The 23,629-nt window shown below is 65.9% G+C and carries 12 protein-coding genes and 5 pseudogenes; 5 read left to right on the plus strand and 12 right to left on the minus strand.

Annotated elements, in window-relative coordinates:
• Positions 1 to 141 (minus strand): annotated as a pseudogene (locus ABFX50_RS51635) (IS701 family transposase); the annotation flags it as partial.
• A gap of 476 nt (positions 142 to 617) precedes the next feature.
• On the opposite strand from ABFX50_RS51635, the gene ABFX50_RS48520 reads away from it, so the two are divergent.
• Complete coding sequence (locus ABFX50_RS48520) at positions 618 to 1,511, plus strand: hypothetical protein (protein WP_346157590.1); 894 nt, start codon at positions 618 to 620, stop codon at positions 1,509 to 1,511.
• Positions 1,512 to 1,518: 7 nt separating this feature from the next.
• Here ABFX50_RS48520 and ABFX50_RS48525 read toward each other — a convergent pair.
• Positions 1,519 to 1,644: pseudogene (locus ABFX50_RS48525) on the minus strand (IS5/IS1182 family transposase); the annotation flags it as partial.
• Positions 1,645 to 1,882: 238 nt separating this feature from the next.
• On the opposite strand from ABFX50_RS48525, the gene ABFX50_RS48530 reads away from it, so the two are divergent.
• A complete protein-coding gene (locus tag ABFX50_RS48530) occupies positions 1,883 to 2,197 on the plus strand; it encodes a hypothetical protein (RefSeq protein ID WP_346157592.1) in 315 nt (104 codons plus the stop codon).
• A 140-nt stretch (positions 2,198 to 2,337) separates the two neighbouring features.
• Here the strand turns inward: ABFX50_RS48530 and ABFX50_RS51640 are convergent.
• From ABFX50_RS51640 to ABFX50_RS48540, 3 pseudogenes are all read right to left on the minus strand, one after another.
• Positions 2,338 to 2,437, minus strand: a pseudogene (locus ABFX50_RS51640) (IS5/IS1182 family transposase); the annotation flags it as partial.
• Between the two features lie 30 nt (positions 2,438 to 2,467).
• Positions 2,468 to 2,671: pseudogene (locus ABFX50_RS51645) on the minus strand (transposase); the annotation flags it as partial.
• A 2-nt stretch (positions 2,672 to 2,673) separates the two neighbouring features.
• Positions 2,674 to 3,058: pseudogene (locus tag ABFX50_RS48540) on the minus strand (transposase family protein); the annotation flags it as partial.
• A gap of 670 nt (positions 3,059 to 3,728) precedes the next feature.
• On the opposite strand from ABFX50_RS48540, the gene ABFX50_RS48545 reads away from it, so the two are divergent.
• Positions 3,729 to 4,058, plus strand: coding sequence for a hypothetical protein (locus ABFX50_RS48545; protein WP_346157593.1), 330 nt, complete (start codon positions 3,729 to 3,731; stop codon positions 4,056 to 4,058).
• A gap of 139 nt (positions 4,059 to 4,197) precedes the next feature.
• A complete protein-coding gene (locus ABFX50_RS48550) occupies positions 4,198 to 7,659 on the plus strand; it encodes a WXG100-like domain-containing protein (RefSeq protein WP_346157595.1) in 3,462 nt (1,153 codons plus the stop codon).
• A 16-nt stretch (positions 7,660 to 7,675) separates the two neighbouring features.
• Here the strand turns inward: ABFX50_RS48550 and ABFX50_RS48555 are convergent, their stop codons facing one another.
• The 3 genes from ABFX50_RS48555 to ABFX50_RS48565 form a co-directional block, all read right to left on the minus strand.
• The gene (locus ABFX50_RS48555; protein WP_346157598.1) at positions 7,676 to 8,053 is read right to left on the minus strand and encodes a DUF742 domain-containing protein; all 378 of its coding nucleotides are present in this window, start codon (positions 8,051 to 8,053) and stop codon (positions 7,676 to 7,678) included.
• The gene (locus ABFX50_RS48560; protein ID WP_346157600.1) at positions 8,050 to 8,469 is read right to left on the minus strand and encodes a roadblock/LC7 domain-containing protein; all 420 of its coding nucleotides are present in this window, start codon (positions 8,467 to 8,469) and stop codon (positions 8,050 to 8,052) included. The genes ABFX50_RS48555 and ABFX50_RS48560 overlap by 4 nt, the downstream gene beginning before the upstream one ends.
• 311 nt (positions 8,470 to 8,780) lie before the next feature.
• Positions 8,781 to 9,776 (minus strand): GlxA family transcriptional regulator, encoded by a 996-nt coding sequence (locus ABFX50_RS48565; protein ID WP_346157601.1) that lies wholly within the window; start codon positions 9,774 to 9,776, stop codon positions 8,781 to 8,783.
• A 569-nt stretch (positions 9,777 to 10,345) separates the two neighbouring features.
• Here ABFX50_RS48565 and ABFX50_RS48570 point away from each other — a divergent pair.
• The gene (locus ABFX50_RS48570) at positions 10,346 to 10,738 is read left to right on the plus strand and encodes a winged helix-turn-helix transcriptional regulator (RefSeq protein WP_346157603.1); all 393 of its coding nucleotides are present in this window, start codon (positions 10,346 to 10,348) and stop codon (positions 10,736 to 10,738) included.
• Positions 10,739 to 10,850: 112 nt separating this feature from the next.
• Here the strand turns inward: ABFX50_RS48570 and ABFX50_RS48575 are convergent, their stop codons facing one another.
• The 4 genes from ABFX50_RS48575 to ABFX50_RS48590 all read right to left on the minus strand — a co-directional run bounded on the left by ABFX50_RS48575 (position 10,851) and on the right by ABFX50_RS48590 (position 23,585).
• Complete coding sequence (locus tag ABFX50_RS48575; RefSeq protein WP_346157605.1) at positions 10,851 to 11,528, minus strand: MerR family transcriptional regulator; 678 nt, start codon at positions 11,526 to 11,528, stop codon at positions 10,851 to 10,853.
• A 619-nt stretch (positions 11,529 to 12,147) separates the two neighbouring features.
• Positions 12,148 to 12,675 carry a hypothetical protein gene (locus tag ABFX50_RS48580; RefSeq protein ID WP_346157607.1) on the minus strand — a complete coding sequence of 176 codons (528 nt, stop codon included), beginning with the start codon at positions 12,673 to 12,675 and terminating at the stop codon, positions 12,148 to 12,150.
• The gene (locus tag ABFX50_RS48585) at positions 12,668 to 13,192 is read right to left on the minus strand and encodes a hypothetical protein (protein ID WP_346157611.1); all 525 of its coding nucleotides are present in this window, start codon (positions 13,190 to 13,192) and stop codon (positions 12,668 to 12,670) included. Before ABFX50_RS48585 ends, ABFX50_RS48580 begins: the two co-directional genes overlap by 8 nt.
• A 34-nt stretch (positions 13,193 to 13,226) precedes the next feature.
• A complete protein-coding gene (locus tag ABFX50_RS48590) occupies positions 13,227 to 23,585 on the minus strand; it encodes a WXG100-like domain-containing protein (RefSeq protein WP_346157614.1) in 10,359 nt (3,452 codons plus the stop codon).
• Positions 23,586 to 23,629: the final 44 nt, after the last annotated feature.

Genomic DNA, 23,629 nt, shown 5'->3' on the forward strand with positions numbered 1-23,629 from the left:
TCGACTCACGCCCGTCCAGCAGCAACCCACGCAGGTACGTCACCCCCTTTGACCCGCTGATCCGAGCGGGCCGGGCGCGAACATCTCCGTGGCGAACGTCTCGTGGCGTTGCCGCACAACCGACAGCTCATGAGGAGTCACCGCAGCATGGAACTACCCACGCCGTCACAGCCGCGCCACGACGCGCCGACCTAACAAAGCACTAGATGGTGTGAGTTTCTTTGAAGTGTGGTGTTTCGAGCGAATGCGGGCGCGTAGCCTTCGGTCGAAGCAAAGAATCTTGAGACGTGGGCGGCCGGACCGTATTGACGGAAAGCGCGGGCGCTGAACGGATGGGGTGTCGCATGCGGGTGGATGTGGCCAGCGCCGAGTGGGCAGCTAGGCAGATCACCGGGGGCGCCGAAGCCTACGGTGCGACGGTGGAGCGGCTGTCTCACGGTCTTGCCGGTGTCGAGCCGGTGGGGCCGGAAGGGGAGTTGGTATCGGCGTTGAATGAGTTCACCAGCGTAGGCCTACAGCTCCATGGCCGTCGGCATGTCCCAATGAGTGGACACCGTGCGGGAGGCTGACACGGCCGCCGACATGATGGCGGGCAACTCCTTGGCCGGGAGTGTCTGATGGCGATGACGCTCCCCCAAGAGCACGCGTGGCTCGCATCGGTAACCGGTGCCAGCGCGGTATTTCTGTGGAACGAGGACGCGCTGAACAGCCTGACCACACACCTCAACGCCTTCCTGAACCAGGCGACACCCGGCGTGTACGAGACCAACGCCGCCGGGGCACGCCATGCCACCGCCATCACCGGACCGGCAGCTGACGCCTTCAACCAGCATTTAAACAACCTCATCGCCCCCCACACCACCAGCACAAGCACCGGCTCTGGTGACACTGGCGGCTCCGCCGACCCCCTCCAGATCGCTGCCATGGTGGCGGGCCTGCTCGGCCTGGCGGCCGCAGGCGTCGTCTTGGTCAAGACCGGCGTTTTGGCCCGGCTGGCCTGGTGCGCCCAGCAGATGGTCGCCAGCGCCGCAGCCGGACCCGGCGGCGCCCTTACCACCGCCCAGGCCATCGCCACCACCCGCACAGCCAACACCGCCACCGCCCATCAACTCCTCAAATACCTCACTGAGAGGATCGCTCCCCACCTCCGCCGCGCCAGCGACGCTCTACCCCACGGTCGCCGATACCCCGTGTTGGACGTCCCCGGCGGTCGCTACGGCCCCCGCGACTTGGATAGGCCACCAGATTTCGGGCTATTCCGCGCAGAATCACGACGAAGAACGGATCCGGCCACGGTCGAGGCAAGAGCACGGGAAATAGCTGCAGAGACCAAACGTCTTAATGAGAATTTGCGCGAAATCAATGAAGCGATTGACGAAGCGGCTAAAAGTGACAAATGGCAGGATGCGGGAACCTTGCGCGATAGGTGGCACGCTAAGCGAAACGAGCTGGAGCTTTGGAAATCGCTAGATCCTGAAACCGGAAGAAGCAGACTGGCGGATGATGTCTAGGACGAGGAGCGCGCTCGCCGATAGCGCGGATGCGGGCATGGGAGCGGTTGATGTCCCTCTGCGCTCGAGACAGCCAGGGACGATGGCGATGCCGCTTGAACGGCATCCGTACCGTGCTGCCCGCACCAATATACGAGTTCAACGCGCCTAGCTGGTGGGGAAAGCCGTACGTGGCGTCGACATGAATGGGACCGCGCGTAAGGGTGCCGGTGCTGGCGACGATCGGCCGCATGCTGAAGATTCAGGAGCGGAGGACGAAGCTGCTCGGCCCTGGACATCCCGGTCAAGCAACTGGTGGGCGGCGACGTCACGGTGACGTACAACTTCGAGGGCATCGACTTGGAGGGCCTGCGATGAACTTTTGGACGCACGTGGAGATCGATACCGGCGCACCTGAGGACGAGTGGCCGGCGTTCATCGAGAGGAGCTACACCACGAATGTCAAGGACATGTTCACGAAGGCCCTCGGGTTCCCGCTGAACGTGTTCGAGCTGACACCCTGTTGGGAGGCGGCCGGGCCGCTCGCCGAGGGGGTACGGCGCATGGAGGCCGAGCCGGAAGTCTATCGCGCGATGGAGCCTCCCAGCGGATTTGGCGATTACGAGGGGGCGCTGGTCTTCCTGCGGACGTTGGCGGAGGCGTCTGCGAAGCATCCGAAGTGCCGTATCCGGGTCGACATCTTCTGATGGACGGTGGTTGCTGGAGGAGGCGCGGCGGCGCAGGCTGCCTGCATCGGCAGGGAGGACGTCCAGCGGCCAGGCTAGACGGCCGCCCGCAGCCACGCTCTGCGCTGGAGACCGAAGCTGCGACGCGCTTAGACCGTGACTCATTTGGTGAGTCGGCGGTAGCAAATGAGAGCTGCGGCCTGCGACGAAGGACGCGAAGTGATCAGCCCGGCGTTCGTAGCGCCGGTGTAGGCGCCGGCTGGCGGGCGATGCGCGAGATGATGCCGCGTCCGCGCAGAAAGCGCGCAGGTGAGCGTAGTCGTACCCCTTGTTACCACGCAGCTTGCCCGGTCGTCGACGGCGCGGTCCGCGGCGGGAGCCGATCGGGGGAATGCCGCGTACCAGCGGCTCCAAGGCGAGGCTGTCGTGGGTGTTGGCGGCGCTGATCGCGACAGAGATGGGCAGACCGGTCCGTTCGGTGATGAGGTGGATTTGGTCCACAGTGGAGTGCCGTCCGGGGCGGTCAGAACCTGGATGTTCATGCCGTGCTTCTTGTGCTTGCCGGAGTAGTACGGCCGCTCGGCAGCCACCCGATCGATCGGGATCAGGTGCCATGCTGATCCAGATGAGGTGCGCGGCCGGCGAGCAGGGCGATGGCCTGCCGAATGTAGCGCCATACGGTGGTGGCGCCGACGGCGAAGCCCGCCGCCAGCTCGATGAGCGTCTCGCCCTTGCGCAGTGGACGAATGTGAGCATGGCCTGCTGGCCGGGGTTGAGCCGGCGCCAGCGGGAGCCGATCTTCTTGCAGTGCCGGCGAATGATGCCGGACAGGAACGTCAACGTCCGGCGCGACAACGGCAGCGCGGCACGATAGAACAGCACGCGAAGCTCCTGGAGATGCTGTTGCTCTTGGTCGACGACGCATCTACCAGGGGCTTCTCTGCTTGTAGATCAAGTTCCGGAGCCTACAACAAGCCTGTGACCCGGCACCTCAGGATGAAAAGGCTCAATGAGGCCCTTTCTTCAGGATGGAAGAGCTCCTTGGTTTCAAGCCCTGTAAATCTCATGCAATCCAAGGGATCTGACAATGCTCATACGGACCTGCCACGGATCCACCACGCGTTGGCCAGCAATCGAAACATGGCTGTAGTACCAGTCGCTTGAGAGCTAACCCTGCGCTTATAAAATTTTTGAATTGGTGCTTCCGATGGCTCGTCATCCCGCAATCTGAGGCAGGGAATGACAGAGGGATGGCGGAGGAGTCCTGCAGAGGGTGGCTGGGGTAGCCGGGGCGTCGGCTCGGAACTGTGAAGGCAGGTTGACTACGGGGGAGTCCGCCGGGGCGGCGAAAGTCATCTGCTCGAGCGGTGTATTGGGACGCGGATCGACATACGCCATAGAAGGAAGCGTCGGTGTCTCGTAGGTGCAAGGCAGGATGCGGGTGTGGGGCGGCGTGCTGTCAGAGGTGCGTAAGGTCCTAGAGCGCGTGATGTCTCCGGCAGCTGGCGCACCGTATCCATGGCAACCGTTCCGCTAAGAAATAGGTGGCATTGTGGCTGAGGATCTTGTGCGGGTTGATCGGCAGGTGGTTGCCGATGGGCTGCAGAAGTGGCAGGTAGCGGCGGCGAAGGCGCAGGAAAGGTTGAGGGATGCTGTGGCGCGGATCGAGCGGCTGCATGCTATGACGCCCTGGGGCCGCGATGCGTCCGGTAGGGATTTCGAGCGGGTGTACATGGCCGACAACGGCCCGAACTTGGTGATCGCATGGGGTTGCGGGCTGGTCGAGGACGCGGTGCGAGCCGGGACGATGGTGCGGCAAAGCGTGGATGCCGTGTTCGACGCGGACGCCGAAGCCGCGGCCCGGTCGAGGAAGGCGATGTGAGGTTGGCCGTGGATGGCCGCTTTGGCCTGCCGCTATGGGCCGCCCGACATGGACGGGAGACGCAAGGACGTAGGAGGTGAACCCGAGCGCGGGACCCGGACGTAATGTCAGCTCCCCGGTCACCGATCCCCTCCAGGGCTTGGACAACACGATCGGCAGTGCGGGCTATGGCACGGATGTCACCCCAGCATGGGGACAGCACCTGCCCGAGGTGGCCGATACGCTGCTCGCGTTGCTGTCTGCGGGGCGGGCATGGCCTGACAGCAGCGAATGCTTGCAAGCGCAGTTGGCCGTAGCCTTCAACGATTACCGGATCGCGGTGGAGGAGTTTGCCGCAGCCGGCGGAACAGCGGCCCAGTGGATCTTACTCGGGTATGTGGGGCCGGCGGCGGATGGCTTCGGTGAGCAGGTCGAGTCGCTTGTCGCGCAGGACAAAGGCCTGCCCGAGGTGGCGAAGTTGGCTTACGCCTATGCCTTGCAACACGACAGCTACGCTCGCGAGACGCAGCTGGCCAAGTTAGAGATCAACGCCGGCTTCAAGGTGACTATTGTCGCGATCGTTTTGGGTGGCCTTGTCACCGCTGGTGCCCTGCGCCTGCTCGGGCCGCTGGCACGACAGCTGCGCTTGTTCATGGACAAGATCTTTGAGCGATTGGATCTGGCGGCCGGCCGCAGGTTCGCCACCGCGCGAGCGTTGCCCAGCGGCGTCACGTCGCAGGCCGGCCGGCTGAGCCGGATCGCTGGGCTGCTGGCCAGGGTAGCCACTCCCCGCGCCTTCAGAGAGCTCCCCGAAGAGATCCTAGAAGGCCTGTGGCGTGACTACGCCGCCCAAGACGAGCAGCTGCGCAGGGGAACGCGTACCACCTGGGATGAGAAGAGGACCTGGGCCACCGTGCTGGGCGACGGGTTCGGCGCGGCGTTGGCCTCCAAGGTGGTCAAGCTCGTCAGATTCACCGCCGCCCTTCCCGGGATCAAAACGCTGAATCATGCCGCGGGTACCACGCCCGGCGCCATCAACGCGCTCATGCGGTTTCCCGGCAGGGTGCTACAGACCGGCCTGACCAACATGATCGTCTCCCCGGTGGCTGGCATCGGCGCCAACTACCTCGTCTATCGTCAGGCGCCCCTGCCCACCGCAGAAAACTTGTGGGGCAGCTTCATGGGCGGTGTCGGCCGCACCAACACCATCAGCCCCTTCAGCGGCGATGCCATCGCCGTCATCAAAGCCCTTTCCCAGCCATCCGTTCCGCTGCCGCCTGATCACAGCGCAAGTATTCTCAGCGCTGTCAGCACCACGGCCACCCCAGCGTCTACCATCCCAGCGGCAAACCCCGCCCCAGCCGCTCCTGCTCCGCTGCCCATAGCAACCGCCCCGGCGGCATCGAACATCCCGCCACCTGCACTGCCGAACCCAGCCAAGCCATCCGGCATCGGCACTCCAACTTCCACCGGCCCCACCGCCTCGCCCATCTTTCCCGAGACCGACCTGCCGAAAGAGTCTTTCCCCACGCCGCCGTCCAACCCGATGCCGGCACCCACCCCGCCCAATGTCCTTGCCAACGCGCCGTCCAACCCCGAACCCGAACCCGAACTCGCAGCCACCGAAGCCGCCACCGCAGCCGGGGAGGCCGTGCCGTCCCCATCCGAACTATCTGACGCGCTCAGCGGCAGCAACGGCAGCCCAGCCACGACCATCGACAACGCCAACTCTCACCCCGCCGGCCCTGACCCGCATGCCGCCCCGCTCCCCTCGCGACCTCCGGCGCCGGCCGAGCCTATGCCATCGAATCCGGGACAGTCCTCCCTGCCCGAACCGACGAGCCACTTCTCCACCCACTCCCCGGTGCCCACCTCCCCACCGGCAATGGCAGAGAGTCTCGCCAGTTTTCCCACCACGACCACACCTTCATCGCCCACCCCCGCCACATCGGTCCTCGACTCCACACCCGCCCTCCACACGCAAGGAGAGGGCTCCAGGACCGGCCCAGCCACACCTCCTGCTCCTCAACACCCTGCAAAGCCAGCATCCACCCCACCTCAAGCGGACACATCCAAACCCGACTGCAGCCAGACACCCCCACCACTCCCGCCGAAGGTAGACGACTGGCAACACCAGGCGAAGGTCGACCTGGAGTGGCTCGCCAAGGTGGATCGGAGGTTGTCAGGCTTTCTACACGAGATCGAACAGTTCGTGGCGTCGGGCGGAAAGCCTGGAGAGTACCGGCAGGAGGAGCTCGGAGGGTATAGGAAAGAGGTACGGGAATATCTCCCCCAGGAGACCCAGAATATTCTGGGAGACAGCACGCTCGTCACTGAGGCCGTCCAGGCCGGCGCCGCGATCCTGTGGCTAGTGGATCTTCAGTTCAGTCGAGGCGAGGGGGGACCTCTTCCCCCGGTCGGCGGCACGGTTTGGGTCGATATGCCAGCGGCTTACAACAATGGCCTCCATACCCGACAGATGACTGCAGGCTCCATGGAGTACTCGAGGGCAGTCATCGCGTTCATCACCATGATGTCCATCATCGGCAATCCGGGCTATACCACCTACCTTCCGGTGGTGTGGACGCTGCTAAACACCCTTAATAAGCTCGTGCTACTGAACTTCGTCGCAGGTCTGGCGCACGACATCGTGCAAGGACACGGAAGAGGGTTCGACGAAAGGCTGGCTGCCGCCATCGTGGCCCTGATAACAAAACTGTTCATGCCTGACACTTATCGCGAGCTCGAAAAACACCGCGTCCACCCAGGGCACTACACCTACGACTCTGTTATTGCGACGACTTTCATTCAGCATGAGATGCGCCAAGCCATCACTCCGGGGGGTCCTCATAGTTTCGGCCAATACGCCTCCGCTATTGGAGATCTTTTCCTTATTGCGGGCTCCCCGTCCTCTGCGACGGCCGGTGTACGCGCTGGAATCAAGGACCTCTCAATGGAAGGGCATCCAAACTATGCAAACCTCCCCGAAATAGCCAGAAGGCACAGCGGCCGCGGCCACCATCACGCACACCTCCGGCTAGAGGACTATCTGTACTCAATACAACGTGATGATCACGCACGCGAGAAGTTCCTGAGACAACAGACCGGCCAGTCATGGTTCACCGAAAACTTTGCTTATCCCGACAGTGCAGTGGATTTAATATGGCCGTGGCGCAGAACAAATCTCGTTTTCTTGGAGGCCGTAAACCCTCTTCTGAAGTCGGGAGCAGTCACTCCGCAGCAGTATTATACGATTATGCAGGAGTACGAATTTTGGGGCAATTTGCCAGAGCAGGTCAGGAAATCTGGAGGTGATCCAGCCCATTATTCGTTACTCGACTACATGTATTTCATTGAGCGCAACGAGCAGCTGCGCCATGCTTTCGTACACATTAACATGGAATATGTCTCGGGTTTCTTTGGCATAAATTCACAAATTGTTCCCGAGTACCCTATCCGCATGGCCCTAGCGTGGGCGACCTTGCGGCGCGCAAGCTTCGCACATCTCAAATCCCGAGGCCTAGCGCTCGCGCATGGGGGCATAACCATACCGGAGTTGTACGAATGTCTGACAAGTGCGACACCTGACGCTCTGTCCGATTACCGCGATGTCACACCTTGATCGCGGGAGTGGCTGGTTACAGCGATTGAAGTCTGTTGAGCACCGCCTTGTAGAGGTTCACATCACGCAAATCCGCCTCCGAGCGCGGCTCCTGCGCCGAGACCAGATCCTGGTCGTACAGGTCCGCCAGCAGCACACGGATCGTGGCTACGGGCAAGTCCAGGTCGGCGGCGATCTCGGCGACGGACTTCGGTACGCGGCAGAGCTGCAGGATCGACAGATGCTCGGGATGGAGGCCGGCTCCTGGACCGGGCACAAGGCCCGTAGTGAGCGCCATGGAGATCAGGTCGAACCTGCCACTGGTAGGGCGGGTACGCCCTCGGGTGATCACGTAGGGTCGAATGAATTTGGGATCGACCTGTCGAGCTTCCAGGTGGTTGCCGATGTGATTCACGGCCGGCTTCCAGCATTCCCCGGAAGAATACGTGCGCCAGAGGTGAGGTGTTGGCCCACGCGGGCGACGAGCATGGCCATCTCATGGGCGACTTGGCCGATGTCGGCACCCCTGTCGCAGAGCACGGCCAGGCGGGCAGATTCGTCGACCACGCTGACAATGAGAAAGCCTGACTTCCACTCCACCAATGTCTGGCGGACGGCGCCTCCGCCGACATGCTCGGCAACGCCTTTAGACAGGCTCTGCAGGCTGGAGGCCACTGCTGACAGGTGCTCGCCGTCGCTGCGTTGCAGCCCCACGGAAGAGGCCCTCAGCAACCCGTCAGAGGACAGTACAACGGCGTGTTCGGCGCCGCTGACCCGGTTGACCAGGTCGTCAAGCAGCCAGTTCAGGTCTGCGCCTGCGTTGGTTGTCACGAGTGCTCTCCGGACTGCTCGTCTTACATGACATCGGCTGGCCACTCCTGCCGAGATCGCTGCCCGACTGCAGGGACAGCATCATGGCGCGGATCTCCTCGGAGGGGCGTTCATCGTAGTTCTCATCCGGCCCGGAGCCCATGAATGGGGCGATAGCGAGACGAGGTGTTCGCTCTGCGCGGGTCGGTGGTGGCTGGGGCGGACATATTTGTGATGAGTCACGCCGTGACGGAAGGTCCTGATCAAGTCAATATGGTGAGCAATGGTTCATCGAGGCTTTTATCTGGATCGTGCTCCAACGACCTTAATAATTAGGATCCGGAAATGGGTTCGGCAGTATGCTGGCTTCGCCAGCGATAGCGGAAAACGCGTCGGTACGTCATAGGGGACATCCCGGTCACGCTCCCGAAATGGTGCCGGAGGTTGGCGGCGGTCCTGAAACCGACGCGGCGCGCGATGCTCTCGATCGACTGGTCGGAGGTCTCCAGCAGTTCCTGTGCCAGCCGTACCCTCTGCCGCTGGAGCCACTGCAACGGAGTGGTTCCCAGTTGGTCGTGGAAACGACGGGCCAGGGTGCGCTCGCTCAGATTCGCCGTCCTGGCGAACTGCGAGATGGTCAGCGGCTGGTCCAGGCGGTCGCGGGCCCATTGCAGCACCGGTGCCAGGTCGTCGCTGTTCTCGGGCGGGACCAGCAGCGGGGTGTACTGCGCTTGCCCGCCCTCCCGGTGCGGGGGCACGACCATGCGGCGGGCCACCTCGTTGGCGACCGCGGCCCCGTGATCACGGCGCAGGAGATGGAAGCATAGGTCAATGGCCGCACCGGCACCAGCCGAAGTGAGGATGTTCCCGTCGTCGGTGTAGAGCACGGCCGGGTCGAAGTGGACCTTTGGGAAGCGACGGGCAAAGTCGCTGGCGTTCATCCAGTGGGTGGTGGCCGAACGGCCCGTCAGGAGGCCGGCGGCGGCGAGAACGTATGCGCCGGTGCACAGCGAGACGATCCGGCGGCCCAGCTCATACGCCTTGCATACCGCCTCTACTAGGGACGGCGGCGGGCTGCTGTGAACAGCCCGCGAACAGCCCAGCACCACAACCGTGTCCGCCTCAAAAAGGTCGTCCAGGTTGTGAGTGGTGTGAATCTGCATCCCAGCCACCGTCCTCAGCGGGCCTGCCTCGGCGGCACACAGGCGCAGCTCGTACCACGGATCTACGATGTCACTGCGGTCCAATCCAAAAATCTCGCACAGCACGGCGAGTTCGAATGTTGGGATGGCGTTGGTCACGGCCACAGCAATGACATGTTTACGCATGGCAGGAATTTACAGCGTGTCTCGATTGATGATCATTCGTTGCATAGATCGTGGAAGTGTTCATGGGGCGGCTTTTTCTGACGAGTTGTGGGAGTTCTTCCAGCGGGTGGCGCCTGTGTCCCCGAGGTGGCCGCAGGACGTAGACTGTTGATGACGTCAGGTACTGGCGGCGATCGTGTGCGACGCCACCACCGCTGTAACTTCCGCCAGGTTCCGCCGATCTTCGAAGCTTCCTGGGTAGAGGGTGCATCGCCGCTCCGCCGAGTGGATGATGCGCCGGGATGGTCGTCTCAAGCCGGAACTGCGGCTGAGCCGCTGGTCTGCTTCGTGGGCAAGGGCGTCCATCTCCCTGCGAATCGGCCAGTCCAGCAGTTGTGACCAGTGTCTCTGCATACCGCCGTCGATCGCCGTGGGTGCGCCTTTGTCCTCCAGGACGTACCAGTTGACGTGGGAGTCCCCGAGGCAATGGATCCCAGGCACCCCCTCACGGCTACTCACTTCTCTTGTGGAAGTCACACCCGTGACCATACACGGGCAGCTTCACGTAAGGAAGCTGCTACTGTCTGGCCATGGCAGCGCGCCGGAACCTGGCCTATGACAACTGCCCGGCAGCTCGAGCGCTGGACGTGATCGGCGATCGCTGGGCATTGATCATCGTGCGCGAAATCCTCAAAGGCGCTCGAAGGTTCGACGATCTGCGAGAGCGCCTGCCGGTCAGCGAGAACACACTCGCCCGCAGGCTGCGCGAGCTGACAGAGGCCGACATCCTCCGCAAAGAAATCTACGCCGAGCGTCCCCCTCGCTTTCAGTACGTCCCCACGGAGGCCGGCTTCGCGCTCATTGGCGTGCTCCACGCGCTTGGCACCTGGGGAGAAACGTGGACCGTCCCGGACCCCGCAGGCCCTCCACCACCCGAATTCCCCATGGCCCTGTTAATGGCCAGCAACGTGGCACAAGACTGAACCACAGCATCTGTTGACCGCTACGGCCGTCAGCGAATGCCGCGTCGCCGTGATCGGCATGCGTCGCCTCACCGGCGAGTCCATCCCAATCTGGCGCACATCTGGCCACGGCTCAGACTGCTCTTCCGGGATCAAGCGCCCACTGACCATCCTGAAGCGGCTGCGGCTGCTCCACCTGGGCGATCCTACGCAACGCCGAGATCAGCGCGTCGCCGAGCGAAGCGGCTACTACGACCAGTTCCACCGCGCGTTCCCTGTCCTTCGGCCCCGACGCGTCCGGTCTGACCGCGCCCTCCAGCACGCCGAGGTCGATCGCGGCGATCCGGTCGGCCGCTGCGGCGTAGGCATCGAGCGCGGCGATCATGTCCTGCCGCCCCAGCTCGCCGAGCACGGCCAGCACGCCGACGGCCATCCGCACCGCCCGATGCGCGGCCCGGGACCGCGTCCATCCCCTCCTCGCCATCATCTCGTCCATTAGCCGCTCCGCCGCGGCCAGGTGCGAGCCGCCCCGAGGGGCCGGCCATTTGGTCATGGCCGTTTGCGCAAGGGCGAGCAAGCCGTACCGGGAGCTCTTGGCGCCCTCCACGTGTCCGATCAGGTCGCGGATCGTCACGATCGGCAGCCCGCCGTAGTCGGCAAGCGCCCGCACGAGGGCGAGCCTGTGCACGTGCCCCTCGTCATAGTCGGCCAGATTGCGGCCCAACGGGCGGCCCGGTGCCAGCAGCCCTTCCCGCAGGTAATATTTGATCGTCGCGACGGGGATCCCCGTCGCGACGCTCAGTTCCGACATCCGCACGTCTCCAGCCTCCTCATTGGATAGTGTAGCTATCTTACCGCTGAAGCGGTGACCTGGGATGATCGCTTTTGATATGCCTTCCGCTCTGCTTATCGGCGCGCCTGCGGTGCCGTGTGGCAAGCCTTCCCATGGCTATTCCGCTGCGGCGAACTGATGGCTAGCCGGGCGTCGCGTTCAGGTCTTGGAGCGCCGCGCCTCTACGCGCAGGGCCTGTTGAACCAGTCGAGTTTGATCCACGGGTTGAGCCCCGCCCGTCGGAGACGCTGAACCAGGCAATGTCATCGCCGGGGATCGAAGGCGGTGGCTTTGCTGGTGCCGTCGTTGGGCAGGCTCGGCACTGCCACCTCTTCACCCGCCCCTTGCCGCCTACAACACCGTCGATCACGTTCCTGCCCGGCAGCAGGAGGAGATCGAAGAGGAGCTTTCCAGGCTATCGTCACGTGCTCAAGACTAAAAACAGCCAATCTCCGCAGCTTTTCTGCCTATGCGCTCGGGCCTGCTCGGCGTTTCCGGCGATGACACGCTTCTTGCAAAAGCGTCCAGGGGGCGGCGTCTGCCAGGCTCGCCCACGCCCGGGTGTGGCCGCTTACCCAGCCACATAAGCGGTCGGCGCCTACCCGGCTCGTAGGCGGCCCATATTCTGCTGGTAGAACTCAATGTCGCCCCGCAGCCGCTCGCGGGTGAAGCGCTCGGGCTCCTGGCGGTGCGTGGCCGTACCAAGAGGAGTCCAGAACGCAGTGAGCGGCATCTCATCGGCATCGTCCGGAAGGAACTTCGCCGCCTCCACTGCCGCGTCTCTGGCGATCTCCCAGCCAAGCAGGGCGTCCGGGGAAGACAGGAGGTCGTCCTCCACGGCCATGCGGGCGTAGGCGGCAGCGGTCAGCACCCACTGGCCGGCGTCGACGAGGGTGGAGATGCCAGGGCCGAAGTGGAGGCCGTCGCATCTGGCGGTGTACTCGGTCGCGTACGGGACACGGAGCTCGATGTAGTGACCAAAGTGGTCGAACACCATCTTCCAGGCGTCAGGGCCCTCCGTGAAGACGGTCCAAGGACGGTAGTCAGGCTTTTTGCCCGGTCCTGCGTGCGCGACGGTGAGGCTGATGTGGAGGTAAGCCTCGGTGATCGTCCTTGCCTCACGCACGGGCGGCCACCATGCCCCGGTAAGCGTCGCGGACGACGAGTAGGCGGTCCAGGGCGAATCTGCCTGGTTCGGCGGCGCGCACGCCACGACCGCGGGCCGACCAGAAGGCTTGGTCGGGCACGTGGTCCTGGCCGGGCGGGACGAACTTGACGACCTCATCGACGGCCGCGGCGGCGATCGTCAGGGCGTGCCGGGCCACGGCCTCGTCGTCGATGGGAACGTTACTCGCCACCATGTCGGCCACCCAAAGCCATTCGCCTGCGTCGAGGAGCTGGGAGGGTTCTTGGCTGCCGAACCTGGGGAACGCCCCGAACATCGTCTGCTCCTCGGGCAGGCCGAAGAGGAACTCCCGACCCCTGCCGCAGTCGGCGCAGGAGCCGTGGTAGCGCGAAATCAGCTCGCCGTCCACCATCACCAACGCTGTGTCCCACGTCGTCTCCACCGAGCCGCATGCGCACGGCTGTAGGTCGAGGTACAGATGCGTCTCGTCTCTCGTGCGTGCTACCGCGAACGGCATGGCCTTGTTCCCTCCGCTTCATCAGCTGCCACCATCATGAACCCTCCACCTCGTCAGGGAGGATCAGTTCGATTCCGACGTTCAAAGCATGCGGGTCGGCCCCGATGAGGGCGAGGTTGGCGGTCCAGATGTCGTTCCAGTAGCGGCCATGGCCGTATACCTCTTCGGAAATTTTCCACAGCGAATCGCCGGGGGAGACGATGCGGCGTCGAGGAGTGGGAGGGGTGGCGGGTTTCTCTGACGGCTGCGGTTGCTGCTGCTCGGACGGCATGGGAGGGCTAGTGGGCTCTTGGGACGGTTGCGGTTGGTGCTGCTCGGACGGCTCAGACGGCGTAGGCGGGGGAGTGCTTTCCGGGTCTCGGCGACCGCAGACGCAAGGTTCGTTCGGCGGACAGAAGCAGTTGTCGTCCTCCTCGGGGGGGCACCAGCCGGTGCTATTGGCGATCTCGCGCATGCGCTGCCAGAACTCGTGTCGGGACTCGCCTCGGATGCTGTGGTCGAGCAGGTCGGCGAGGTCCGCGGCGAGTGGACCGGGCAGGCCCGCCCGGTTGGCCTCCCGGCCACTCGAACGCTTGCCGAGCCCCTCCGCCTCAGCCACACTGACCAGCATCTCGAAACGGGCGGGCCGCTGCTGCGGGGCCGCAGTCCGCACCTGGCGCACCAGTTCGTGGAGCTCGGCGGCCAGGCGGAGGCCGCGCCTGGTGAGCGTGCCGCCGGGTCCTGGAACCTGACCGTCCTGCGGCACGCCAGCCGCGTCCGCGATCATGTCCGCCACGGCGACGGCCACAGCGGGTCCAGCGATCGATGCAGGCCAGGCGGGGTCTACGGTCAGCAGGTGCACGCCGTGCTGAGTAGTGAGGTCGATCGAGCCGCCCGTCGCAGGGCGGCCCGCAACCACCTCCACCGTGATCGGCGCGCCACCGATCGGGGTGATGTCGACGAGTGCGGTGCCGTACAGCGTTGACGTGGCGCCGGTGAGGGCGGCGGCACGGGCTGTGGCGGCTACGGCGGCGGTGACGGCGGGGTGAACGGTGCGGCCGGCAAGCGCATTGATGGAGTCGATGTGCGCCGTGGGGAGCAGACCCAAGCGGGCAGCGGCCACCTGCCGGGCCGCGGCGCCCTCGGTGCCCGGTGTCAGCCCGGCGTCGCCCAGTGCGACGCGCAGCTCGTGCTCCACGACCCCACGCTGCAGGGACGAGGCGTTGGCGTGGGCCTCGACCAGCGCCCTGATGCGGACGAGCGTCGCCGCGTCGCCGCGCCGCAGCGTGGGAACGGCGGTGAGCGGGCCGGGCACCAGCACGTGCCCGGCCTCGAGCCCTGCCTGCTCGGCGACGGCCTCAGCGATCAGCTCGGCGAGCCGCAGGCGGACGCCGGAGCCGTCGGCAGGCGAGACCGCGACCGACAACCGACCTGGGCCCGATGCCTGCGTCTCGACCTGCCCTGGAGCCAGCCCGGCAGTGGCCACCTCGAGGGTGAGTGTGCCGGCGGGCGACGTCACGGTGAACGTCCCCTGCCGTGTGACCGGCGCGGTGGCGGTGCCCGGCTCCCCGACTGGCGTGATGGCCGTGACTCCGGATAGATCCGCCAGCGTGTCGAGACCAGTCGTGGTCGTGGGCAGGGCCCCGATGGCACCGGTGTGGAAGCCCGGCACCGCCTGCGGCCGTGCCGACCAGGGGAATGATGGAGGAGTATGACCCTGGCGGCGAAGCGCGGCGGCCAGTGTCTGCAGCTCGTGCGCCCACTTGCGCCTGATGTCGGCGGTCTCGGGCGAAGGCTGTAAAGCGTGCATGGCCTGTGACTCCGCCCAGCTGCGGGACAGGTAGCGGAACTCGTCGAAGCGGGCCGCCGCGCAATCGTCGCGGCCCCGGATCGTCAGCGCCCTGGAGACCCAGCGGCGCACCACGCCCTGTTCCGATCTCGCCGCGGCGGCGGCCATGGCACGTCCGGCGTGCGAGATCTCGTGCAGCGCCACGCGGGCGAGTTGGTCGTTGGCGATCCGCGGTGAGAACCGCACCAGGGCGGTCTTCAGGTTCGTCTCGGCCATTCGGTGGGGGCCGACCCCGCCGAACTTGACCTCGAAGCGCAGCGTTCCCCAGGACGTGGTCTGCACGGCTAGCGTCGAGCCGGACCAGGCCCAGCCGAGCACGTTCCCGCCGAAGTCGGAGACCTGCAGGTCGCGTTCCATCGCTTCCTTGAGCTCGTCGAGGGTCGCGTCCGGCAGGTGTGGTTCCCTGCGGCCGGTTTCAAACGCGGACCCCGCGACCTCCGGTGCGCTCACCGACGGTCCCGTGGCCAGTCCGGCCGGACCCTGGGTCGAGCTCTGAGGGGCTCCTGTCGTATTGGGGGCGGGGTCACCGCTCGTCGTGTGACCGGCGCTCGGCGGAGCCGCGGGCCAGACCACGATCTCAGAGTCCGCCAGATCGGGCGCCAGCGGCGCTTTCCGTCCAGGTGGCGGGTCGCCCGACACGAGCCGCCATTCGGAACCCAGGGTCCTCCCTCCCGACTCAAGGGTGGTGAGGAGCTCCTCGTAGTCGCTCGCGGCCATGACGGCGACCACCTCGCCGGTGGCGGCGCGAGGAACGTGGATGGCCCTCTCCTGCTTTTTCTCCACTTCGGGGGTGAGCGTCTGCTGGACAAAGGTCAGGTCGAAGTCGGTGGTGAGGATGACGAAGACGGCGCCCTTCTTGTCCTTTTCGAAGCGGCTGCTCTCATGCCGGTGGCCGCTCGCGTCGGTCACGCTCACCGAGGACTGCTCGCCGCCCCAGACGCCGACGGACAGGCCGCCGTCCTCGCCGCCGCCGCCTCGGGCGATGGGGAAGGCCAGCCCGCCGTTGCTGGAGGAGCCGCTCTTTCGCTCAATTCGCCAGACAGACCCTATCTCGACGCCTTCGATCACGCCTGTCAGTCGTTGCAGGTTGGACTGCGACGCCTTGATTTTCACGTCGACCACGCGGTTGCGGACGCCGGCCAGCGGCAACCGGATCTGGCACCCTTCCTCGCCGGTCATCCTTTCGAACAGCGTGGTGAGCGCGATCTCCGACAAATGGTGGCGCAGCTCTGGCTCGATGATCTTGACGGCCTTGCCGAACGCTTTACGGTCTTCGAGCGTCTCACGGATCTTCGCGTACAGGTTCGCCCGCACCGAGTTGGTGACGAAGCTGGGTGGCAGCGGCACCTGCCGCGGATCGAGACGCCTCCTCGGTTCGGCGGGGCCCGATCCCGCGGGTCTGGTCAATCCGGCGGGGACGAGTCGCACCATGTCACCGCTGAGGATCACCGTCTTGCTGGTGGAGGGTCCCTGCGTGGGGCGCAGACTGGCCTTGCCCGCCTGCAGGGGGGTGCGCTTTACCGTGATATACAGCTTGAAGCCCTGCCGCACCCTGTCCATGCCGTTGAACATCGCGACCCGCTGGATACGCGTCTCCTGCTCGGACCAGGAGCCGCTAGTTGATCGGCTGCGGTCGGTGTTGATGCCTACGTTGCCGCCGTGACCGTCGGTCGAGCCGCTGACGCCGGCGTTCATCCCGTTCGTAGTGAACCTGGTCTCCGTCCCTCCCTGCTCCTCATAGGTGTAGTCCTGTACGATCATGCCGACTTCGTTGCTCGTGTCTAGAAGTTCCGCTGGCTCGTCGGTGAACTCGGCGCTGACCTCTACAACGAGCTGTTCGTGGGGGCCGGACCAGTCGAACGGGGTCAGGTAGCGCAGCTCGGTGCCGGCAGGGCTGAAGATGTTGTCGATCAGACCCCACCAGCGCTTTTCCGAGAAGATCTTGCGGAGGCTGTCGGCCATCGCCGGCTCGGTCAAAACCTCCGGCTCGGTCGAGACCGCGGCGCGGATCGCGTCGAGCAGTTCGACCTCTGTCTGGCCGTCCCGGAGCCGGATGTCGTCGATCAAGGTGAACCCTATCGACTTCTTGAGGAATGACGGCAGATCCCTCTCGCGCGAAGCCTGCACCAACGTCTCCGCCTTGGCCAGGAAGTCGTCCACGCTGGTCAAGGCAGACCCCGCGTCCACGACTGGCTTCAGCGTGTCGATCAGCACTTTCGGTGTGTGGCCGGCGGCCAGAGGGACCGGGACCGTGGTCTGGGACAGCTCCGCCAGGTATCTCTTGGTGAGCGGCACGGCGACGGTGCGGTCGAGCTTGATGTCGCCGTCGATGAAACGCTGTACGACATTGGCCATCTGGTGCAGCGGCAGATTGAGGGTCCCCTCGGCGTACAGCCGCAGGGCGTGGCGCTCCGGCATCTTGAACAGCATGGTGCCGTCGGCCATTCTGCTCACTGGCTCCGCGCCTGCTTCGCTGGCGGTGACTTCGAAGTCGACCGAGGCCAGGAACCAGTACTTCTTACCTATCTCGACCGCGAGCCGTTCCCGGCCCCAGATGAGCAGGTTGAACCGAGAGCGGGACTGTCCGCCCTCATGGAGGCCACCCGCCTTTCCGCCCTCGCTGGAGCCGTCACCGTGCTGGACGCCCAGGCCGACCGACGCCTCGACCTTCCCGCTCGATGACTTGCTCGCCGCGACGCCCATGCTGGACAGCGTCAGGTTGATGACGCTGCCCACGTCGTCGGTGTCGCCGACGAACACCATGTCACGCGGGATGCCGCGCACGCTGACCGACGCCGTGGAGGGAGAGACGCCCTGCGGCCGGACGGCGAAGTCCATGGTGTAGTCGGTGCGAAACAGCTCGGGGTGCGCTCTGAGGTTGTAGGCGTCGAGGAACTCCGCCACCGTTAGGTATGCGGGCGAGTCCGCGGTCATCACCTTGGGGGCCTGGCTTGCGACGATGTCTGGAAGATCCCCGACGTCCAGGTGCTCGATCGACGCGTAGCGCATCACCTCGTCGGGCACCGGCTGAGGGGTGGCGGGGCGCGGCGGGCCCGTCTCGGGCAGGAAGTCGCCCGAAATCTTCAACTGGGCGCTTCCCTCCACCTCCGCCAGCAGTTCCAGTCCCTCGGCCGTCACTAGCTCGACCCGGCCCGTGTGCGGGACCGTGAAGAACACGACCTCATTGGTGGACTCCGTGAGGGTCACGTTGTTGATCGTGAGCCCGGTCGTATGGGAAAGGGTCCGCGAGCCGTCCCAGCCGCCCCCCGCGCTGACATTGGGGCCCGCTCCCGCCGTCTGCTCGGGCACGAGGTGAGCAAGCCCACCCCCGCCGCCACCGCTCAGGCTTCCCGTCACGCTCCGTGACCACACGTTCGTGTCGGAACCGATGTTGAGATAGACCACATCCTCCGCATCGGTGGTCCCGTCGTATGTGGCCTTCTCGAAGTGCTGGTCGAAGGTGACGCGGAGAGCGACGTGGCGTGTGGCCTGGCCGGTGCGCATCAACACCAGTTGGATCGGGAAGCCGTCCTGGGCGGCCTGATCGTAGGCCCCTTGCAGGCTGTCCACTGACAATTGCTCGTCGAGCTCCTTCTGGTTCAGCACCTGGCTCAACCGTTCCAGCGGATCCAGGGAGTAGATCGACTTGCCGGTGTGATCGAGTGGCGCGAGCAGACCGCGGGTCCGCAGCTCACTTTCCGTGGCCCTTTTGAGCTGCTCCATCTCGGTGACGTGCTGGACCAGAGCCGGCCCACCGCCGCGCAGCTTGCCCCGCCCTTTGCCGTAAAACGTCGGCAGCTCGCCCTTACGGCCCTCGGGGAGCTCGCGCCTGGGGTCGTCGCGGAACACCGGCTCCCCGTCGGGCCCCACCGTGAACGCCTTGGCGTCGACGGGCAGGCCGTAACGATAGGCGTCTGGTTCGGGGAATCTGAACAGGCCCGAGCCCTCTCCCCTGATCGGGTCGAGCTTCTTGTTCTCGTCGATCAGCCGGACGGTGACCTCGTAGTCGAACTCCAGCTCCACGCCCTGGGTGTGGCCGGTGTAGCGATGCACCCCGGGGAAATAGGCGACGCCGTTCACAGTCAGTCCCTCCGCAGCGGAGATGCCGACGCCGAGCCGACCGTTTCCGCCGACACTCACGGGGTATTCGCCGGCCCCCGGCATGCCATCGAAGCTCGTGGCGCCGAGCGATGCCGACACGCCCGTGCTGAGGGACCGCCCGGCGGACTCGCTGCCCATCGCGCTGCTGACACCGACGCGAAGCCGTTCTTGCCAGTGGAATCGGCTAGCCGCGCCGACCCTTCTCGCCGACGCCAGCCGCGGCTTGGCCCGGATCTCCAGGTGAAAACAGGGCCGGCCGTCGACGTGGATGATGCGCTGCACTCCCCGGGGGGAGTCGACCGCTTGGGATATGCGGCTGTACAGATCTTCGATGAAGGCGTTGTAGAGCTGCTGCTGGGCGACGCCGCCCGGCGGGAAATACTCTTCGCCCAGGGCTGTCGCCGTGTCGTCGGCCAGCTTGATGAGGCCCGTCAGGCCGTTCACCATATGGTCGGGGAATTTCGTCCTCCGGCGCTCGGCCTCTGGGAGACGCGCCTCTCCGAGCGGCGGGCTCTCCATGTACGCGTAGGAGACGTACGCCCGCAGGCTGGCTGCGTCGCCATGATTCCCATGAGCCACCGTGACCGGGCGCGACCATCCCTGGTTCAGTGACATACGCACCTGCACGGTCCAGGCGGCGTGCCCGTCGACGAGCGCAGACTCACCGCGGTTGTCCCCGACGCCACCGCCCACAACGTAACGGTTGGCCTTGCCGGTCACCGAAGCCGACAGGCCCTTGGTGGCTGCGGCCTTGAGATCGGTGTGCTTGAGCACCTCCTTGGCAGCGCTGGGCGGCAGCATCGACACCCAGGGGCTCAGCTTCACGCCGATGGTCGTGCCGCCGCTGCGGTTCGCCGTGGCGCCGACGGTCCGGCCGCCCAAGGGGAGGACCCCGTTAATGATCTCGGAGGCGAACTTCGCCGAATCCAGCACCTCGACGAGATCGCTGACCGACAGCTTGATCAGCAACTCGCCGGACCTGTCCCGGCCCACGCGGATCAGCGCACCGTCCTTGGAGACGATCCGGCTGAACTCCGCCCGCACGAGGCGCTCCAGCGACTCCGGCGTGAATGAGGCGTCAACCTCGCGCTCAGGCTCACCCAGCAGACCGTTGATGGTCTCCGTGAGCTTGCCCAGGTGAGGTAACCGGTCCGCGGCGACGAAATCGGGCAGCGCCGCCAGCGAGGGCAGCGCGTACCCCAGCGCCTGCTGGAAGTGACCCAGCCAGTCCTTCGCCTCGACGGCCAGTTCTTCGAATCTGTTCGGATCCGCCGGGACGTCCTGGTTCAGCTCGGCCAGGAGCTCCTGATACGCCTGCCGCGCCTGCGTAGCGTACTCCAGCGCCTCTTGGTAGGCCTCCTGAATGCGCAGGTGGCGCTCCTGTCTAGCGCGTTGCGCACCCTTGCCCTTTTCGTCCTTCGCCTTATCGATCTCCTTCTCCGCCGCAGCGGCGTTGTCGCGGTGGGCGGCGATCCGCACGCGCAGCCCATCCTCAGTCATGGACAGCGAGTCGACGGTGCGGCTGACGTACGACGTGAGGGCGGAGAGCGGCGTGCCCGTATTCACCGGCGCGGGGGCGGCGGACTGCCCACTCGCCCAGGGCGGCACGGGTGGGGCGTGACCACACTCGACCAGATTGGTGATCAGCTGGTCGATCTCGTGCGCCCAGCGCTGCCTGTCGTCCATCGACGAGGACGTGCGCCACTTCCTTGACAGCAGGCGGAATTCGTTGAGCCGCGCTGTGAAGCATTCGTCACGCCCCTCAGCGGTGCGAGCACTCGACAGCCAACGCCGCAGCAGACCCTGTGCCGCGTTCGCTGCTGCGGCCGCCCTTGTCTGGGCGCCATGCGAGATTTCATGAACCACCGCCCGGTACAGGGAGGCCGTGGGCGCTCCGGGAGCGATCTTCATGATGATGGGGTCGGTCTCCGTCCCGGTACGGATGTCCGACTCCGCCACGTTACCGTCGCCGACCCCGCCGATCCTCACCCGATAGTGCAGCGTCCCGTCGGTGCGCGTCTCCACCACCATCAGGGCAGAGTGGTGCGACCAGGTCAGGCTCACCACCTCGCCGCCGAAGTCCGACAGGTCCAATTCCGCCATCGTGGCGGCGTGGACCTCCGCCGTCGTCGTCGGGCTGAGGTGTGCCGGTCGCCTGCGCTGCGGCTCGAACAGGGAGTGCCTGATCTGTCGAGCCGTCACGGTTCGTGGGAATCCGTTCACATTCGTCCCGTTCGCGGCGACCTGGGAGGTATGCCCGCTGAGATCGGCCACGAGGTCAGCGATCTCCTCTGCGGCGACGTCGTAGAACCTCGCACGCAGGACGGCATCTGGGGTCGGCGCCCTGGCGGCTAGCCGGTTGGCGATGCGATCCACCTCTGCAGGGTCGTCGCCGCTGTACCAGTCACGGGCATGCGCGGCCGCCTCGGGAGCGGAGCCTGGGTCGGCGTTGGCCAGCCGGTCGAGCGCCTCCATGGCGCCGTGTACCCGAGATGTGCCGCTCGCCAAGGCGGCCTCGGCGCCCAACGCTGCCGCCGCCTCCGCCCGCAGCCGCTGCGGGGTCGCACCGTTCGCCGCCTGCCTGGCGAGCCGCTCTTGAGTCCGACCCAACATCTGGGGGGACAGGGTCAGCGACTGACCCGTCGCGCCGTTGACGAACAGGCCGCCATTCTGCAGGGGGATCCCGTGCGGGAACGCCAGGCGCTGCGCCTCGGCGAGGGCGTTCTGTGCCATCGCGGTGGAGAGCGTGGCCGGCACGGAAGCGCTGGCGCCCGGCTGGACGTGCGCGGCCGCCTGGCTCGTGTTGCCGGCCTCCACCTGCGTCCCGCCAATTCCTGGTGAGGCCGTGCTCGTCGGTAGCGAGGCGTCCTGCTGGGCCGCCTGGCTGGCGGAGGTGGGGGTATTGCCCGCGCCCGGCGCCTGCGCGGCCGGATCGGGTGATAGCCCGCCGACCTGCTGGCCCGCGCCTTGGGCCGCTTGCGCGCCTTGGCTCGGCCCTGCGTTCTGAACGCCGGGAAGGGGCTGCTGCGTCTGCGGCTGCGTCGGGCCGGGCACCGAGGGGCTCGAGGAGGGGCTCTGGACGGAAGTGGTCCCGGTCGAATTGGCCGGCACACCCGGGCCGTGCGCCATGCCCTCCGCACCGGACGTCGGGGAGCCTGTAGGCGTCGTGCCGGTGGGGACGGTCCCCGCTAGAGGCACGATACTGGAAGCGCTGCCATTGCCGACCAGCGGCGAGGCGTGCCCGGTGGCCATGGCCTGGTCCACTGCCCTTGCCGCGTCGCTCCTGGCCGCAGCGGCGGTGGCGCTGGCCAGCGCTGAGGCTGGGTGAGTTAACGCCATTGCCGCGTCGGGGTTGAACGGGCTGATTGTCCCGGTGCGCCCCACACCACCCACGAAAGCGCCGATGAACGCGTCCGCGGTCGGCATAGCCCACTGCCCGTACACCATACCGTTGGCCAGAACGCTGCTGAAGGGTGAGACCACGGCGTTGTTCAGCCCCGTGTTCATCGCCCGGCCAGGAAAGCGCAGAAGCGCGTTGCCGAGGCCGGGTGAGTCACCAGCGAGCCGGTTGAGCTGCGCGATGCCGGGAAGCCGCTCGGTGAACCTGGAAACCCGGTGGGCGGAGGCCATCCCAGCGGCCGCACCCGTGCCGGCACCTACCGCCGAGGCTGCGGTCTTCTTCCAGTCCCACTCGCCACGGGTTCCCTGCCTCATCTGCTCGTACTGGCTCCAGGCGTCAATGAAGATCTCTTCGCCCATCTCCTCGAACATCTCTCGGGCCAGCGGTGAGGCCGCCAGCCGTGAGACGCCCTGGACGACGCCGCTCAGCACGGGGATCTGGGCGGCCCCGCCAGCGATCATCCCCCGGCCGGCGTTGACCGCGAGCAGTTGCAGGATCCTGCCGATCGTTGCGCGCGCGGCAGCGGCGTACGGACCGACCAGCCAAGCCGTGGTGCCCGCGGAGAAGAACGCCGCGATCAGCGCGATCGAGGCGGCGATCACGGCAATCCAGAAGGCCACGTTGATGGAAATCTTCGAGTACTGGGTCTCGCGCGCAAAGGAGTCAATCTGTTGCCAGTCGCCGTTCAACCTCTTCGCCACGGCTCCAAGGCCCGCCTCCTCGCCGAAGAGATCGCCCACCCGACTGAGGAACGCGGGCGTAGCGATGGAGTCCCAGCCCGAGACGGTGGTCCCAACGGCCTGCTTGGTGGGGTTGGCGGCGGAGGTCAGGGCGTTCGCGGCCTTCTCGTAGGATCTGGCCATCGCCCACAGCCCGCTCTCGCTGACCTTGGGCCAGACCTCTCCCGAGGCCAGCAGGGGCATCACGACATACTGGACCCAGTCAGGGAGGATTTCGGTCTCCCACGCCGGCTGAACATCGGTCCTTGGCGGTCCGCCTTCGCCTGACGACGCTTGGCCGTCGGGTGTGTCGGTGTTGACATCCCCGTGCGACGAACCCGCCATGCCGCCCCCACCCTGTTTCGTCACTCGCCGACTCGCTCCCCGCC

This window comes from Nonomuraea recticatena, from assembly GCF_039533245.1.
Taxonomy (GTDB): domain Bacteria; phylum Actinomycetota; class Actinomycetes; order Streptosporangiales; family Streptosporangiaceae; genus Nonomuraea; species Nonomuraea roseola.

Bases quoted from the DNA above. Each gene is read 5' to 3' on its own strand.
- ABFX50_RS48520 (WP_346157590.1), top strand. From the start codon at position 618: ATGGCGATGACGCTCCCCCAAGAGCACGCGTGGCTCGCATCGGTAACC.
- ABFX50_RS48575 (WP_346157605.1), bottom strand. From the start codon at position 11,528: ATGTCGGAACTGAGCGTCGCGACGGGGATCCCCGTCGCGACGATCAAA.
- ABFX50_RS48565 (WP_346157601.1), bottom strand. From the start codon at position 9,776: ATGCGTAAACATGTCATTGCTGTGGCCGTGACCAACGCCATCCCAACA.
- ABFX50_RS48590 (WP_346157614.1), bottom strand. From the start codon at position 23,585: ATGGCGGGTTCGTCGCACGGGGATGTCAACACCGACACACCCGACGGC.
- ABFX50_RS48585 (WP_346157611.1), bottom strand. From the start codon at position 13,192: ATGCCGTTCGCGGTAGCACGCACGAGAGACGAGACGCATCTGTACCTC.
- ABFX50_RS48570 (WP_346157603.1), top strand. From the start codon at position 10,346: ATGGCAGCGCGCCGGAACCTGGCCTATGACAACTGCCCGGCAGCTCGA.